17 protein-coding genes and 1 pseudogene are annotated in these 14684 nt (G+C 44.6%); 14 read left to right on the top strand and 4 right to left on the bottom strand.

Going from position 1 to position 14684, the window contains the following annotated elements; all coding sequences use genetic code 11:
• Positions 1-51 precede the first annotated feature (51 nt).
• The gene (locus NAF17_RS08445; protein WP_252757564.1) at positions 52-1713 is read right to left on the bottom strand and encodes a glutamine--tRNA ligase/YqeY domain fusion protein; all 1662 of its coding nucleotides are present in this window, start codon (positions 1711-1713) and stop codon (positions 52-54) included.
• A gap of 500 nt (positions 1714-2213) precedes the next feature.
• Between NAF17_RS08445 and NAF17_RS08440 the strand changes: the two are divergent.
• The 12 genes and pseudogenes from NAF17_RS08440 to NAF17_RS08385 form a co-directional block, all read left to right on the top strand.
• A pseudogene (locus NAF17_RS08440) lies at positions 2214-2549 on the top strand (endonuclease domain-containing protein); the annotation flags it as partial.
• Between the two features lie 46 nt (positions 2550-2595).
• Entirely contained in the window at positions 2596-3018 is a 423-nt protein-coding gene (locus tag NAF17_RS08435) for a cobalamin B12-binding domain-containing protein (protein WP_252757563.1), read from the top strand.
• Positions 3019-3030: 12 nt separating this feature from the next.
• Positions 3031-3813: an enoyl-CoA hydratase/isomerase family protein gene (locus tag NAF17_RS08430; RefSeq protein WP_252757562.1), complete on the top strand. Its 783-nt coding sequence runs from the start codon at positions 3031-3033 to the stop codon at positions 3811-3813.
• Positions 3814-4069: 256 nt separating this feature from the next.
• Positions 4070-4663 carry a hypothetical protein gene (locus NAF17_RS08425; RefSeq protein WP_252757561.1) on the top strand — a complete coding sequence of 198 codons (594 nt, stop codon included), beginning with the start codon at positions 4070-4072 and terminating at the stop codon, positions 4661-4663.
• 164 nt (positions 4664-4827) lie between these two features.
• Complete coding sequence (locus NAF17_RS08420) at positions 4828-6243, top strand: sigma-54-dependent transcriptional regulator (protein ID WP_252757560.1); 1416 nt, start codon at positions 4828-4830, stop codon at positions 6241-6243.
• 2 nt (positions 6244-6245) lie between these two features.
• Positions 6246-6455, top strand: a complete 210-nt coding sequence (locus NAF17_RS08415; RefSeq protein ID WP_252757559.1) for a histidine kinase dimerization/phospho-acceptor domain-containing protein — start codon at positions 6246-6248, stop codon at positions 6453-6455.
• Between the two features lie 81 nt (positions 6456-6536).
• The gene (locus tag NAF17_RS08410) at positions 6537-7583 is read left to right on the top strand and encodes an AI-2E family transporter (RefSeq protein ID WP_252757558.1); all 1047 of its coding nucleotides are present in this window, start codon (positions 6537-6539) and stop codon (positions 7581-7583) included.
• Positions 7584-7660: 77 nt separating this feature from the next.
• Positions 7661-7927 (top strand): YtxH domain-containing protein, encoded by a 267-nt coding sequence (locus tag NAF17_RS08405; RefSeq protein ID WP_252757557.1) that lies wholly within the window; start codon positions 7661-7663, stop codon positions 7925-7927.
• A gap of 47 nt (positions 7928-7974) precedes the next feature.
• A complete protein-coding gene (locus NAF17_RS08400) occupies positions 7975-8316 on the top strand; it encodes a phage holin family protein (protein WP_252757556.1) in 342 nt (113 codons plus the stop codon).
• A 4-nt stretch (positions 8317-8320) separates the two neighbouring features.
• Entirely contained in the window at positions 8321-8767 is a 447-nt protein-coding gene (locus NAF17_RS08395; RefSeq protein ID WP_252757555.1) for a hypothetical protein, read from the top strand.
• Positions 8768-8886: 119 nt separating this feature from the next.
• Complete coding sequence (gene trmB / locus NAF17_RS08390; protein ID WP_252757554.1) at positions 8887-9534, top strand: tRNA (guanosine(46)-N7)-methyltransferase TrmB; 648 nt, start codon at positions 8887-8889, stop codon at positions 9532-9534.
• 8 nt (positions 9535-9542) lie between these two features.
• Positions 9543-9875: an MGMT family protein gene (locus tag NAF17_RS08385; protein ID WP_252757553.1), complete on the top strand. Its 333-nt coding sequence runs from the start codon at positions 9543-9545 to the stop codon at positions 9873-9875.
• On the opposite strand, the gene NAF17_RS08380 is transcribed toward NAF17_RS08385, so the two are convergent.
• The 3 genes from NAF17_RS08380 to NAF17_RS08370 are packed head-to-tail and all read right to left on the bottom strand — an operon-like array spanning position 9856 to position 11026.
• Positions 9856-10227 (bottom strand): hypothetical protein, encoded by a 372-nt coding sequence (locus NAF17_RS08380; RefSeq protein WP_252757552.1) that lies wholly within the window; start codon positions 10225-10227, stop codon positions 9856-9858. The genes NAF17_RS08385 and NAF17_RS08380 overlap by 20 nt on opposite strands.
• Positions 10228-10279: 52 nt before the next feature.
• A complete protein-coding gene (locus tag NAF17_RS08375) occupies positions 10280-10648 on the bottom strand; it encodes a VOC family protein (protein ID WP_252757551.1) in 369 nt (122 codons plus the stop codon).
• Positions 10649-11026, bottom strand: a complete 378-nt coding sequence (locus tag NAF17_RS08370) for a VOC family protein (RefSeq protein ID WP_252757550.1) — start codon at positions 11024-11026, stop codon at positions 10649-10651.
• Positions 11027-11148: 122 nt separating this feature from the next.
• Between NAF17_RS08370 and NAF17_RS08365 the strand changes: the two genes are divergently transcribed.
• Together NAF17_RS08365 and polA are read left to right on the top strand one after the other, a co-directional pair.
• Positions 11149-11742, top strand: a complete 594-nt coding sequence (locus NAF17_RS08365; protein WP_252757549.1) for a DNA-3-methyladenine glycosylase I — start codon at positions 11149-11151, stop codon at positions 11740-11742.
• 131 nt (positions 11743-11873) lie between these two features.
• Complete coding sequence (gene polA, locus NAF17_RS08360; protein ID WP_252757548.1) at positions 11874-14684, top strand: DNA polymerase I; 2811 nt, start codon at positions 11874-11876, stop codon at positions 14682-14684.

Raw genomic sequence — 14684 nt, 5'->3', positions numbered from 1 at the left:
GCGAAACGTTCTAAAAACCCTTCGCCTTTAACCTTTAACCTCCTTAAGGCTTTAACCTTTCTTTACCCACCCGTCTTTCAATGTCACCGTGCGGTTAAACACTAAGTTACCCGGGGTCGAGTTTTTATCGAGTGTAAAATAACCCTTACGCATAAACTGAACGGCGGTGCCAATAGGGGCATTCGCCAGGTCGGGCTCTACAAAAACGGTTTGCAATATATGCAGGCTGTTTGGGTTAATGTATTCTTTAAAGTCGCCATCCTCGCTGCCCGGGTCTTCCACCTGGAACAGGCGGTCGTACAGGCGCACTTCAACACTTTTGGCGTGGTCTGCACTAACCCAGTGGATGGTACCTTTTACATTGATGCCGCTGGTGTCGTTACCACTTTGCGATTCGGGGATGTACGAGCAATGGATCTCGGTAATATTGCCCCCGGCATCTTTAACAATGCTTTCGCCTTTAATAATATAAGCGCTTTTCAGGCGCACCATCAGGCCAATGCCCAGGCGAAAATATTTCTTGGTAGGCTCTTCCATAAAGTCGTCGCGCTCTATCCAAAGCTCACGGCCAAACGGAAACTCACGGCTGCCGTCGCCACCTTCAACTTCAGGGTTGTTTTCTCCGTGGAAAATCTCGGTTTTGCCTTCGGGGTAATTATTTATAACCAGCTTAACCGGGTCAAGCACGGCCATACGGCGCCAGGCAGTTTTGTTCAGGTCCTCGCGGATGCAGAACTCCAGCAAACCAACGTCTATCATGTTCTCGCGTTTAGCAACACCAATGCGCTCGCAAAACTCGCGGATACTAGCAGGCGTATAACCACGGCGGCGAAGGCCGCTTATTGTAGGCATACGCGGGTCGTCCCAACCGTCCACATGGCCTTCCTCTACCAGTTGCAGCAGCTTGCGCTTGCTCATTACAGTATAGTTAAGGTTAAGGCGGGCAAACTCGTATTGCTTACTCGGGAAAAGGTTCAGCTTCTCAATAAACCACTCGTACAACGGGCGGTGAGGTATAAACTCAACCGTACATATCGAGTGGGTAATGTGCTCAATAGCATCGCTTTGCCCATGCGCAAAATCGTACATCGGGTAAATGCACCAGGCATCGCCGGTACGGTGGTGATGAGTGTGTTTAATGCGGTACATCAAAGGGTCGCGCAGTTGCATATTGGTCGATGTCAGGTCCAGCTTGGCACGCAGCACCTTGGCACCATCCGGGTATTTGCCGGCTTTCATATCTGCAAAAAGTTGCAGGTTCTCTTCTATCGGGCGTCTGCGGTATTCGTTAGCTACACCGGCTTCGGTAGGCGTACCTTTTTGTATCGCTATCTCTTCGGCAGTGCTGTCGTCAACGTAAGCAAGGTCCTGTTTGATCATTTCAGCGGCAAGCTCATAAAGCTGGTCAAAGTAGTCTGAGGCGTAAAGTTCCTCGGCCCATTCAAAGCCAAGCCATTTTACATCCTCTTTAATGCTATCCACGTATTCAACCTCTTCTTTAGCGGGGTTGGTATCGTCGAAACGCAGGTTGGTTTTACCGTTATATTTTTTAGCGAGGCCGAAGTTAAGGCATATCGATTTCGCGTGCCCAATGTGCAGGTAACCGTTAGGCTCCGGCGGGAAACGCGTTAAAACCCTTCCGTCATTCTTGCCCGCAGCAATATCCGCTTCAACAATTTCCTCTATAAAATTCAGTGATCTTTCTTCGCTCATGATGTTTGTAACAGGTGGCAAAAGTACGGAGAAATTATACAGAATTATACATTTTGAACAGGGATTATATAGAACTATGTAGCCTTTTATTTGTACAGCATTGTATTACAATTTGCAAACTGCCAACCAACAACTGCCAACCGAATATGGGCGTTGCCTGCGGCCCGGGCTTTCCGTTACAACTCCTCATTCCAGGCTGCTGATAGAAGCAGCCCTACATTCCGGGGTTTCCACTGCTATCCCTAACGCGCACGGTCTTCCTCATTGTCATGCATGTGGTTTTGACCCCTTTTGAGTGTTACCGCTACAGCACTGTCTCTGCCTTCCCCCTATAAGGGGAACACTTACTGCTGGTACAATTTGCACTGCCGTTAATAAGGGGTAAAGAAAGAAGCAGGTTGTACTATCCCTCCAAAACTACATCACCGCCGTTATAATAGATAAACACGCTATGCAGATTTTCACTACCTTTCATTTAATGAACCACAGTCACCCAACTCTGCCGCCTGCTTCGCAACAATCAAACTCTATCCGAGACGTTACTTTGGGATGAATTACGCCGCCGGAATATCAACAACAGGAGATTCTTGCGCCAATACCCGATTTTTGTGGTTAACGGTTTCGGCAGAAGGTCATTTTACATCGCCGATTTTTATTGCGACGAATTGAAATTGGTTATCGAACTTGATGCGCTAGTACACTTACAAAAGAAAGATTATGATGCTAACCGCGATCTGGTATTGCGGGAGTTAGGTTTATCTATAATCCGCTTTACAAATGATGAAGTAGCAAAAGACATACACGGTGTAGTCAACAAAATTGCTGACTACTTATAAATTCTTTCTCTTAACTTTGATATACCTTTTTACTGCCTTTATAACCATGAGCGAAAACCAATTTAACCGCCCAATACGCGTATTAGTAGCCAAAGTAGGGCTGGACGGGCACGACCGCGGTGCACGCATTATTGCTACCACCCTGCGCGATGCCGGGATGGAAGTGATCTACACCGGCCTGCGCCAAACGCCCGAAATGGTGGTGAACACCGCCCTGCAGGAAGATGTGGATGCTATTGGTATCAGTATCCTTTCGGGTGCGCACATGACGGTTTTTCCAAAGGTGATGGCTTTGATAAAAGAGAAAAAGATGGACGATGTACTGCTTACCGGCGGCGGCATTATCCCGGCCGATGATATGGCCGAACTCAAGAAGATCGGCGTGGGCGAACTGTTCGCCCCGGGTACCAGCACCGCCGATATTGTTACTTATATTACCAACTGGGTGCACACCAACCGCAATTTCTAAAGATCAATCGTTATGGCATTCGAAAACATCCTTGTTCAAAACAAAGGCCGCATACAATACATCATCATCAATCGCGAAAGCAAACTTAACGCGTTAAACAAATTTACCCTGTGCGAACTGCATGAGGCATTAACTGACGCTTTTAAAAGTAGCGGCGTTGGCGGTATAATTATTACCGGCTCGGGCACTAAGGCTTTTGTAGCCGGTGCTGACATTTCCGAATTTGCAGATCTGGATATTAAAGGCGGCACCGACATGGCACGTACAGGCCAATCAACCGTATTTGATATTATTGCAAATGGCAACAAACCTGTAATAGCTGCTATAAACGGTTTTGCATTAGGTGGTGGTTTAGAACTGGCAATGGCCTGCCATATCCGTATAGCTGCTGATAGTGCCAAAATGGGCCTGCCCGAAGTTACTTTAGGTTTAATACCGGGGTATGGAGGCACACAGCGCCTAACTCAACTGGTTGGCCGCGGTAAAGCCCTGGAGTTGATCATGACTGCCGATATGCTTACCGCTGCCGAGGCACTTAGCGCGGGCCTGGTTAACCACGTTGTTTTCCAGGACAACCTGCTGCCAAAGGCCGAAGAGATCATGAATAAGATCCTCACCCGCGCTCCCCTTGCGCTGGCATCTGCCATAAAAACAGTTAACGATTTTGGCACCGAATGTATCAACGGTTTCGAAACTGAGATCCGCGAGTTTGGCAAATGCTTCGGCACCGAAGATTTTAAGGAAGGCGTATCTGCATTTTTGGAAAAACGCAAAGCAGAGTTTAAAGGTAAGTAAAGATTTTTTATGCCAAATAACCGCTTTGATAAACAACTGGAAAACTTCATTTTCATGCAAATTTCATATACCAGCGCGGTTTTTAACACTTAATTTACACTCTCCTGACCATTTTAGCAAATGGGTCAAATTTAATCTACTATCAATCAATTGATTGAATATTCGTGACAATAGGATGAAAAAATAGAGCAGAAATCCTGCTTTACTTTGCCCTGTGCCAAACAGAAAACAGCACATAATCTAATATCATACTATCATGAAAAGTACATTAAAAATCGCAACATTGGTTTTAGCCTTCGCCGGATTATCATTCGCCGCTGAAGCCCAAACAACAACTTCTACTTCTACAAGCACTACTACTAAAAGCGGCATACGCTATAGCATCGGTGTTGATGCAGGCATCCCGGTGGGCGGCCTAAAAGACACCTACAAATGGAACCTTGGTGGTTCGGTACAGGCAGATATCCCTGTAGCAAGCCAGTTATTCGTAACTGTTAATGCAGGTTACAACAACATCTTTGGTAAAAAAGATGTGGCTGGCATTGCCGGTAACGATGTAGCCGACATCAAATTATTGCCGGTTAAAGCGGGTTTAAAATATTTTGTTGTACCAAACTTTTATGTACAGGGTGAGGCGGGTGCTGCTTTCTTGTTAAACAGCAAAGATACCTACAATGATAAAGCTGTAGCATTTGTTTACGCGCCTCAAATTGGTGTTCAGTTCCCGGTTAGCGCAAGTGGTAACTTTATTGATGCCGGCGTACGTTACGAAGCTACTACTAAATTTAACAGTGCTTATGAAAACAGCAAACCAAGCTTTTTAGGCGTGCGTGTTGCTTACGGTTTCTAAGTCTTAAACACATCTACCTATAAAAACAACAATAAAAGGAGGCTTATGGTCTCCTTTTTTGTTGTTAAACTATTTTTTACATACTATCAATTATAATTCTAATAACTTAGCAAATATTTATAATTTAACTGCAAATACATTTACCTGCACTCACGTATAACGCTATGAAGAAAATACTCATCATTGATGATGAAGTTAACGTTTGCCTTTTGCTATCAAAATTTTTGGTACGCAATGGTTTTGAGGTAAGCACGGCTGCCAACGGCGGTGCAGGTATGGAGTTTTTAAAAAAGGCCGATTTTGACCTGGTATTGTGCGATTTTAGGCTGGAGGATACCGATGGCCGCGAGATGCTTAAAAACATTAAAGCGCTTTACCCAAAAACAGGCGTAATTATTATAACCGGCTACTCGGACATTAAAATGGCCGTAGAGATGATAAAGATGGGTGCCTACGATTACATCACCAAGCCCCTTTATCCGGACGAGATCCTGAATACCATCACCAAGGCTATTGAAACCCAATACGCCCTGCAGGAAATGGCCGCTAACGATTACAGCGCTGACAGTAACGACAAGCCGCAGAAAGAAAACAAAAAGCAGATCTTATCCAGCGAATTTGTAGTAGGTACCAGCCGCGCATCAAAAGAACTTTTAAAGCAAATTGAGTTGGTAGCCCCAACTAATTACAGCGTAATTATATTGGGCGAAAGCGGTACCGGCAAAGAGTCGGTTGCCAAAAGCATCCACCTGAACAGTCCGCGCTATAACCAGCCCTTTGTGGCGATGGATTGTGGGTCGCTTACCAAAGAACTGGCCGCAAGTGAGTTTTTTGGACACGAAAAAGGGTCATTCACGGGCGCTTTATACACCAAAATCGGTCACTTTGAGATGGCTAACGGCGGCACCTTATTTTTGGATGAGGTGGGTAACTTATCATACGAGATCCAGGCAGCGCTATTGCGTACCGTGCAGGAACGTAAGGTAAAACGCATTGGCAGCACCAAGGAAATAGATTTGGATGTCCGCATCATCATCGCCACAAACGAGAATCTGCAGGAAGGGATCAGCAAAGGCCGTTTCCGTGAGGACCTTTACCACCGTTTTAACGAGTTTAGCATTTATATGCCGCCCCTGCGCGACCGTGGTAACGATATTATGATGCTTGCCGAGCATTTCCTGAAAATTGCGAACCGGGAGCTTGACCGCAATGTAACCACTTTTGCCCCCGAGGTTATAGAGTGCTTTATGAACTACCGCTGGCAGGGTAACATCCGCGAGATGAAGAACATGGTACGCCGCGCAACATTACTAAGCGAGGGCAATGAGATCACTATGAAAACCCTCCCGCTGGAAATCTCTAACTTTAAGGTATTGGCATACGAGCCTTCAAACTTATCGGTAACAAACGAGGCCAAAGAACCTAAGCACGATCTTAAAAATGCCGCCCTTGGTGCCGAGCACGAAACTATATTAAAGGTACTGCGCGAAGTAAACTTCAACAAAACCAAAGCTGCCGAGATCCTGAACATCGACCGTAAAACGCTTTACAATAAAATGAAGGCCATCAACCTAAAATAATTATGGCCGAAGGCGAAGAAAACAAACCGGTTAGCCACGAGGCGGTTGATATGTTGAAGCATGATATTAAGAACCAGCTCTCCAATATTTACCTCGCTTTAGAAGGCTTAAGATACGAGGTGGAAGATCAAAGTAGCGACCTTGAGTTGTACATGGATAGCATTACCCAATCTGCCCAAAAAATAGACAAGTTATTAGGCAATTTTGAATAGAAAATATGCAATGGCGCTAAAAACTTTTTGGCGCTTTTTTGTTATATATTCGTATCACAATTAGCTTTCCCGGGTGTAACAATGTCTATCTTTAACTATAAGCAGCGCAACAATATTATACTGGTAAGTATTATTGCGCTCGGCTGTTTTTTACTTTACGCCCTTAGCGATCTTTTCAGCTCCATACTTGGGGCCATTGTTCTCTTCACCATCTTCAGGCCGTTCTATCTTTACATGACCGAGCGCAAAAGGCTTAACAGCGCCCTTGCAGCAATTATAATTATACTCATCTCGCTTATTGTTATCGTTATCCCCTTCCTTTCGCTAAGTATAATGGTGATCGGTAAATTTGGCAGCATCAACCGCGAATCTATCAATATTGATAAATGGAGCGAAAAGATTGATGCCTTTACCGGAGCCAACATTAACCAACCCCACTTTGCAGAAGATACGCTTCAAAAACTTGGCGCATACGCTGCAGATCTTTTCCCGTCATTATTGGGCAGCGCGGCAAGTATAGTGCTTACACTATTGGTGATGTATTTTCTATTGTACTTTATGTTTGTACAGATGCGCGAGTTTGAAGTTGGCCTTTTAAAATACGCCCCCTTCCGCGAGCAACATGCCTTAAAATTTGCTACAGAATTGCGTAACTCAACCTACTCCAATGTTTTAGGGCAGGGCGTTATCGCGCTTACACAAGGAATTTTACTGGCTATGGGCTTTTATGCGTTCGGTATCCCCGATGCTATTTTTTGGGGGGTGATAGGGTCGTTCCTATCCTTTTTACCGGTGGTTGGCGCGCCTACCATGTGTATCCCCGCAAGTGTAATACTTTTTGCCGACGGGCATAATTTAAAGGGCATTTTACTTTTAGCATACGGTTTGCTTTTTATTGGCAATGTAGATAACGTACTGAGGCTTATTATAAACAAGCGAATTGGCAATACGCACCCCATCATATCCGTTATAGGTGTTTTTATAGGGTTACCGCTTTTTGGCATTCTTGGCTTGGTTTTTGGGCCTGTGTTGCTGTCGTATTTTTTGTTATTATTGGAGATATATGAAACTAACCGCATGGCGGCCGACAGGCTGGAGCGGATACGAACGGGCCCCGAAATGCAATAATAAGGCCTTGATACACAAGGATTAAAAATTATTTAATAATTAATAAAACAAATATTCAACTTAAAAATTTATATAATATGAACGATAACACTAAAGTGGTTGTCGCCCTACTTGCAGGATTAGCGGCAGGAGCGGCACTGGGAATCTTATTTGCACCGGAAAAAGGCACCGAAATACGCGACAAATTATCTGAATCATTAGCAAACCTTGGCGATTCTCTCAAAGAGACAGCTGCTAATGAAATTGATAAACTGGTAGGCCTTAAAGACAAAGTTGTTGACAACATCAAAACCAAAGTAAAAGGCGCCGAAGCAGAATACCAGGACGACCTGGAACACGCATAATTTTAGCTTTATGGGGCTAATTAATACCCCGTAACTAACAGTACAATATGGAACCCGAAAAAGAAGAAGTAACACGCCCAATTATTGACCAGCTAAAAGATTATGCTGAAACCCGCTTTAAACTACTGAAATATGAAGTTATTGAGCGCAGCACATCCATAATAGCCGATGTAATAATTGATATAGTTATTATAATTGGTTTAGTGCTAACATTCTTATTCGCAAGTTTTACGTTGGCGTTATTTTTGGCTGATGTACTGCATTCGTACTGGCAGGGCTTTGGATGCGTAGCGTTGATATACCTGCTTATTGCGGTATTGCTAAGGGTTGCGAAACACAGTTTTCAGCGCCCTATTATTAATGCGATGATAAAAAGGCTATTTAAATAAGACCATGGAAACATCGATCAGAAATATATTTGAACTACAGGGAGAAATTGGCCGCCTTAAGAATTTAGAGGCGCAGCAAGCTGTTGCGTTAAAAACTCGTTTTAGTGGCCCTTCGGCCATTTTTTCAACCGTGCTTTCTTTGTTCCCAAAATCGCCAACGGTTGATGGCATGAAGGGTTCGGGCTTTTTCCAGCAAGATTTTTTAGGCCTGATATCAAGGTTTGTGTTGCCTCTTGCTCTAAACAAAACGCTGTTCAAGCATTCTAACTTTATTGTTAAAACGTTAGTTGGCATCCTTTCACAAAAGGCATCGCATTATATTAGCGAAGACAATGTTGCTGGGGTTTGGGGTAAAGCAAAAAGTTTGTTTGAGAATTTATTTAAGAAAAAAGTAAAAGAAACTGAGATAGCAGCCGATAAAGACGAGGTGCCTGCATACCAGGCTTATTAAGATACTGGTTCTGTTGTAAAAAATGATCTTAAAGGGGTAAGCTTATATAGTTTATCCCTTTCCTTTTTTTAGCCCGAGGTTAACCACAAATCCGTATTTTCGCATTTTTATTACAACACGTGGGAAAAGACAAGATAAGGCGCTTCGCCGAGATAGAAACTTTTAGTAATGTTTTACAGCTGGATGCCGGCAAGCCCAACAAAGGCAGCTGGGCTACAGGCTTTTTTAAGAATAATAACCCGGTAGTATTAGAACTTGCCTGCGGCAAAGGCGAATACACGGTTAACCTTGCTACCATGTTCCCCAATAAGAATTTTATAGGGATAGATTACAAAGGCAACCGCATCTGGCGCGGTGCTAAAACGGCGACAGAGGATGGCGTAAATAACGTTGCGTTCTTGCGTATACAAATAGAGAACCTGGTTGATTACTTTGCCCCCGGCGAAGTGGATGAGATCTGGATCACCTTCCCCGACCCGCAACCACAACTGAGCCGTGAGAAAAAGCGATTAACTTCTCCCCGCTTTTTAGACATGTACCGCATAGTGCTTAAGCCGGAAGGTTTCATGAACCTGAAAACCGATAACGACCAGTTGCATGCTTACACAGCCGAAAAAATAGCCGAACTGGATCTGAAGTTATTTGCAAAAACCGAAGACCTTTATCATTCGGAATACGCGGATGAGGTGCTATCCATCAAAACTTATTACGAGAAAAAGTACCTCCAGCATAATAAGAATATTAACTATCTTAAGTTTACATTCTAAACACTGCGATGCCCGACTATAATTTCTTCGATAACGTATATGATGTAGTTAGGCAGATCCCCAAGGGCAGGGTAACATCGTACGGAGCAATTGCGGCTTACTTAGGTTCAAAACAGTCATCGAGGATTGTGGGCTACGCAATGATGGCCAGCGGAACAGCTAACCCGCCTGTACCCGCGCAAAGGGTGGTAAACAAACAGGGGCTGCTAACCGGTAAATTCCATTTTGGAGGCGATACCATGGAGCAGATGCTGCAGAACGAAAGCGTTGAAGTAATTGATAACCAGGTACAAAATTTTAAAGAAATATTTTGGGATCCTGCTATAGAATTGGCGCTTTAACGCCGTCGCCTTTTTTGCTGTAGTCGGTAAAAATTGCCACAATAAGCCAAAATATCCCCAGTGCTGCGTAGTAAGGCTGCGAGCGCTCGTCATACCTAAACAGGGTAAAAGCCGCTACGATCATCCCGATGCTAATCACTAGTTCTATAAATTGGTGAACTCGTAAACTTACCATTCTGAACATCCCGTAACTGTAATCGGTTATAACGGTAAGCACCAATTGGCCGGTAGCCAGCAGATAAGTGTAAGTAGCAACATCTTTAGGCATAGCAAACAAGGTGGGCGATGCAAACAGGAAGATGATCAAAACGTAATCTATAAGCCCGTGCAGTTTAGGCGAAATAAGTTTCATAAAGTGTTTAAGTTTTTTAAACCACGTGCAGAAATCAGGCCAATGATTTTTGTTAACTATTAATCATCTGCAACAGCTCCATCCTATTCCCAAACGGATCGATAAAAGCAAATCGCTCTCGCCCGGGGATCACCGGCTCTTCTACTATTTCAACACCGTTATCCTGTAAATGCGTGCGGGCGGTATCAATATTTAAAACTTCCATTGCTGTGTGGCGAATGCTGCGCGGTAATACAGGCTCTACACCAATGTGCAGCTGCACATTGCCAATATTTAACCAGTAACCTGCCGAGGAGAAAAGATGATTGGGCCGGTCAATTAATTCCAACCCAAGCACGTTTGTATAAAAGTCTTTAGCCTCCTCCAGCCTTTGGGGTGGCACGCAAATGTGGAAATGATCTGCCCGTTTAAAGTTTATCATTTATTGATGTTGTGCAAAGGTTAAAACGTAGTTATTGTTATCTAATATCGAGAACTCGGTTGAGCCATAAAAGGTCTTCTCAAGGCCTTTAAGCACGGTAACCTTGTCTTTTACACTATCAAATAAGCCCCGTATATCAGCTACATTAATATAAAGCAATAGCGAGCCACCATCGGTACGTTTTATTTCGGGCAGTTCTTCGGCCACACTCTCAAATGCCTGGAACATAAATGTAACCTTGCCGTTAACCATCATTACCCAAACCAGGTCACCGCCGGTTTCGGGTACACTCATGGTTACTTCAAAGCCAAGTTGCTTGTAGAAAACTATAGTAGCTTTCATGTCGGTTACAAAAATATTGGGTGATATGCTTTCCAAAGGTTTTAATTTAAGCGGTAAATTTATGGATTACCGGCCACATCTTGGAAGATGATAATTATTCTAAAGTGAATGCTTCGTACCTATTAATAACGCTTATTATTAATCGCTACATTTGATATATGTCAACCGCAAACTCAAAACTGCCAACTGATAACTTAAACCGTTGCAACTGGTGCGGAGCCGACCCGCTTTACATGGAATACCACGATAAAGAATGGGGCAAAACCATACATGACGACGAAACATTCTTCGAGTTTCTGACCCTCGAAGCTGCGCAGGCAGGCTTAAGTTGGATCACCATTTTGCGCAGGCGCGATGGTTACAGCAAAGCATTTGCAAATTTTGATGTAAAGATGGTCGCGGCCTTTGATGAAGCCGATAGAGAGCGGCTTTTAAACGATGCAGGCATCATCCGCAACCGCCTAAAAATAAGCTCGGCCATCAGGAACGCACAGTTATTCATGGAGGTTCAAAAAGAGTTTGGCTCGTTCGATAAATACCTGTACAGCTTTATGCCCAATGGCAAACCTATTATAGAATACACAGGCGCGTATGCAAGCACGCCAGAGTCTGATGCCATAAGCAAGGACATGAAAAAGCGTGGATTTAAGTTCTTCGGCACTACCATTTGCTACGCCTTTATGCAGGCTACCGGCATGGTTAATGACCATGTGCCGGAATGCGATTTCAGACAAAATAATATCGGATACTAAATTTCGAATTTCCAATACCGAAGTATTTCATCATTCAATATTCGGCATTCTGTGTTCGATATTACCCTCTTGAAATTGTATTTTTGAGAAATCGGTGTAATCCCAAAATTATCGGTGCAATCAACAAAAAAATGAAGAAGCTTTTTCTATTGGATGGTATGGCCCTAATATACCGGGCGCATTTTGCTTTAAGTAAAAACCCGCGTTTTACTTCGGGTGGGCTAAATACTTCAGCGGTGATGGGTTTTACCAACACCCTGCTGGAGGTTCTGCGTAAAGAGAAACCAACCCACATGGCAGTGGTATTTGATACCGATGCCCCTACCGAACGCCATACCGAATACGAAAAGTACAAGGCCCACCGCGAGGCCATGCCCGAGGATCTGAGCAAAGCACTGCCCTACATATTTAAAGTTGTACTTGGTTTTAATATCCCACTGATAACCAGCGATGGTTACGAGGCCGATGACATTATAGGCACCCTTGCCAAAAAAGCCGAAAAGAAAGGCTACCAGGTTTATTGTATGACGCCCGATAAGGATTTTGCGCAACTGGTATCCGAAAACATTCGCGTTTACAAGCCGGCCCGCATGGGTAACGATATGGAGATATGGGGTGTTAAGGAAGTGCTGGAGAAATGGGAGATAGAACGCCCCGAACAGGTGATTGATATCCTTGGTCTTTGGGGCGATGCGGTGGATGGCATCCCCGGCATCCCGGGTGTAGGTGAGAAAACCGCCAAGCTCCTCATCAAACAATATGGCTCGGTTGAAGAAATTATAGCCCATAGCCACGAGCTTAAAGGCAAACTGCGCGAGAATGTAGAGAACTTTGCAGAGCAAGGTTTAATGTCGAAACGATTGGCTACCATCAATCTTAACTCGCCGGTGGAACTGGATGAAGAAGGCCTTGAAATGTGCGCCCCAAGCAAAGATTTACTGGAGCCACTTTTTGCTGAGTTAGAGTTTCGTACGTTAGGCCGCCGTGTGTTTGGCGATGATTTCAGCATTACCGAAACCCGCGCGGTATCTGTACAAACCGATCTGTTTGGTAACGCCGTGGCCGGTGGCCGCACCACGCTTACCGTTGAAACGCAGGATATTTACGTAGCCCCAACGCCGGTTGAGATCAAGAACATCAACACGGTTGAACACGAATATATTTTGGCCGATACCTTTGAAAAACGCGCCGAACTGATCAATATATTAAAACAACAAAAACATTTTTGTTTTGACACCGAAACCACCGGTACCGATGCCAACCATTGCGAACTGGTGGGTTTATCGTTCGCCGTTAAACATAACCAGGCATGGTACGTACCTGCCCCACATGATGAAGCCGAAGCGACCAAACTGGTTGCAGAATTTAAACCTGTATTTGAAGATGCCAGCATTGGTAAAACGGGGCAGAACCTAAAATTTGATATATTGATGCTGAAATGGTACGATGTGGAAATAAAGGGCGACCTATTTGATACCATGATGGCACATTATGTAATTGACCCGGATACCCGCCACGGCATGGATATTCTGTCAGAAAATTACCTGCAATACAAACCGGTTTCCATTACCGAGCTGATTGGCCCTAAAGGCAAAAACCAGGGCAACATGCGCAATGTCGAAATAGAAAAGATAAAAGATTATGCCGCCGAAGATGCCGATGTAACCTTACAGCTCCGCACCGTTTTTGAACCACAGATAAAAGAGGTGGGCGCGGAAAACTTACTGCACCAGATAGAGAACCCGCTGATTTATGTACTGGCCGATATTGAGCACGAAGGTGTAAAGATCGATCACGAAACGTTAAAAGAATTTTCCAAAATACTGGAAACCGATATTGCCGTGCTGGAAAAAACGGTATTTGAAAAAGCAGGCGTACGTTTTAACATCGCGTCGCCAAAACAACTGGGTGAGGTGCTGTTCGAGAAATTACTGCTTGATCCTAAAGCCAAAAAAACCAAAACCGGCCAATACCAAACCGGTGAAGACGTACTGTTAGGCCTGGCTGCCAAAAGTGATATTGTAAGGGATATATTAGATTTCCGCCAGTTGCAAAAGCTTAAATCTACTTATGTAGATGCCCTGCCAACCATGGTGAACCCCAAAACCGGTCGAGTGCATACCAGTTATAACCAGGCGGTGGCAGCAACGGGTAGGTTAAGTTCCAACAACCCCAACCTGCAAAATATCCCAATTCGTACGGAAAGGGGCCGCGAGGTAAGGAAAGCGTTTATCCCGCGTGATGCCAACCACCGCATTGTATCTGCCGATTATTCGCAGATAGAACTGCGCATTATTGCCGAGATCAGTAAAGACCCCAACATGCGCCAGGCTTTTATTGATAATATCGATATCCACACCGCTACCGCTGCCAAAGTTTATGGCATTGGTATCGAAGAGGTGGACAGCACCCAGCGCCGTAACGCCAAAGCGGTAAACTTTGGCATCATTTACGGGCAGTCTGCATTTGGTTTATCGCAGAATCTGGGCATCCCCCGTAAAGAGGCTGCCGAGATCATCGAAAACTATTTTGCCCAATACCCCGGCATTAAACAATACATGGCCGATACCATGAACTTTGCCCGCGAGAATGGTTATGTGACTACCCTGATGGGCCGCCGCCGTTACCTGCGAGACATCAACAGCGCCAACCAAACCGTACGTGGTTTTGCAGAGCGAAATGCCATTAACGCGCCGATCCAGGGCTCGGCCGCGGATATGATCAAGATTGCCATGATCAACATCCACCGCGAGTTTAAAGCCCTTAAACTGGATGCCCGCATGACCATGCAGGTGCATGATGAGCTGGTGTTTGACGTGCCCAATCACGAGATAGAGATCGTTAAACCCATCATCCTGGAGAACATGAAAAACGCCATTAAAACCGAAGTACCGATTATGGTGGAGATTGGTACCGGGTTAAATTGGTTAGAAGCGCATTAA

The organism is Mucilaginibacter aurantiaciroseus (assembly GCF_024055595.1).
GTDB lineage: Bacteria > Bacteroidota > Bacteroidia > Sphingobacteriales > Sphingobacteriaceae > Mucilaginibacter > Mucilaginibacter aurantiaciroseus.
The sequence above is the reverse complement of the archived record's forward strand: the minus strand, read 5'-3'. Positions and strand labels throughout refer to the sequence as shown.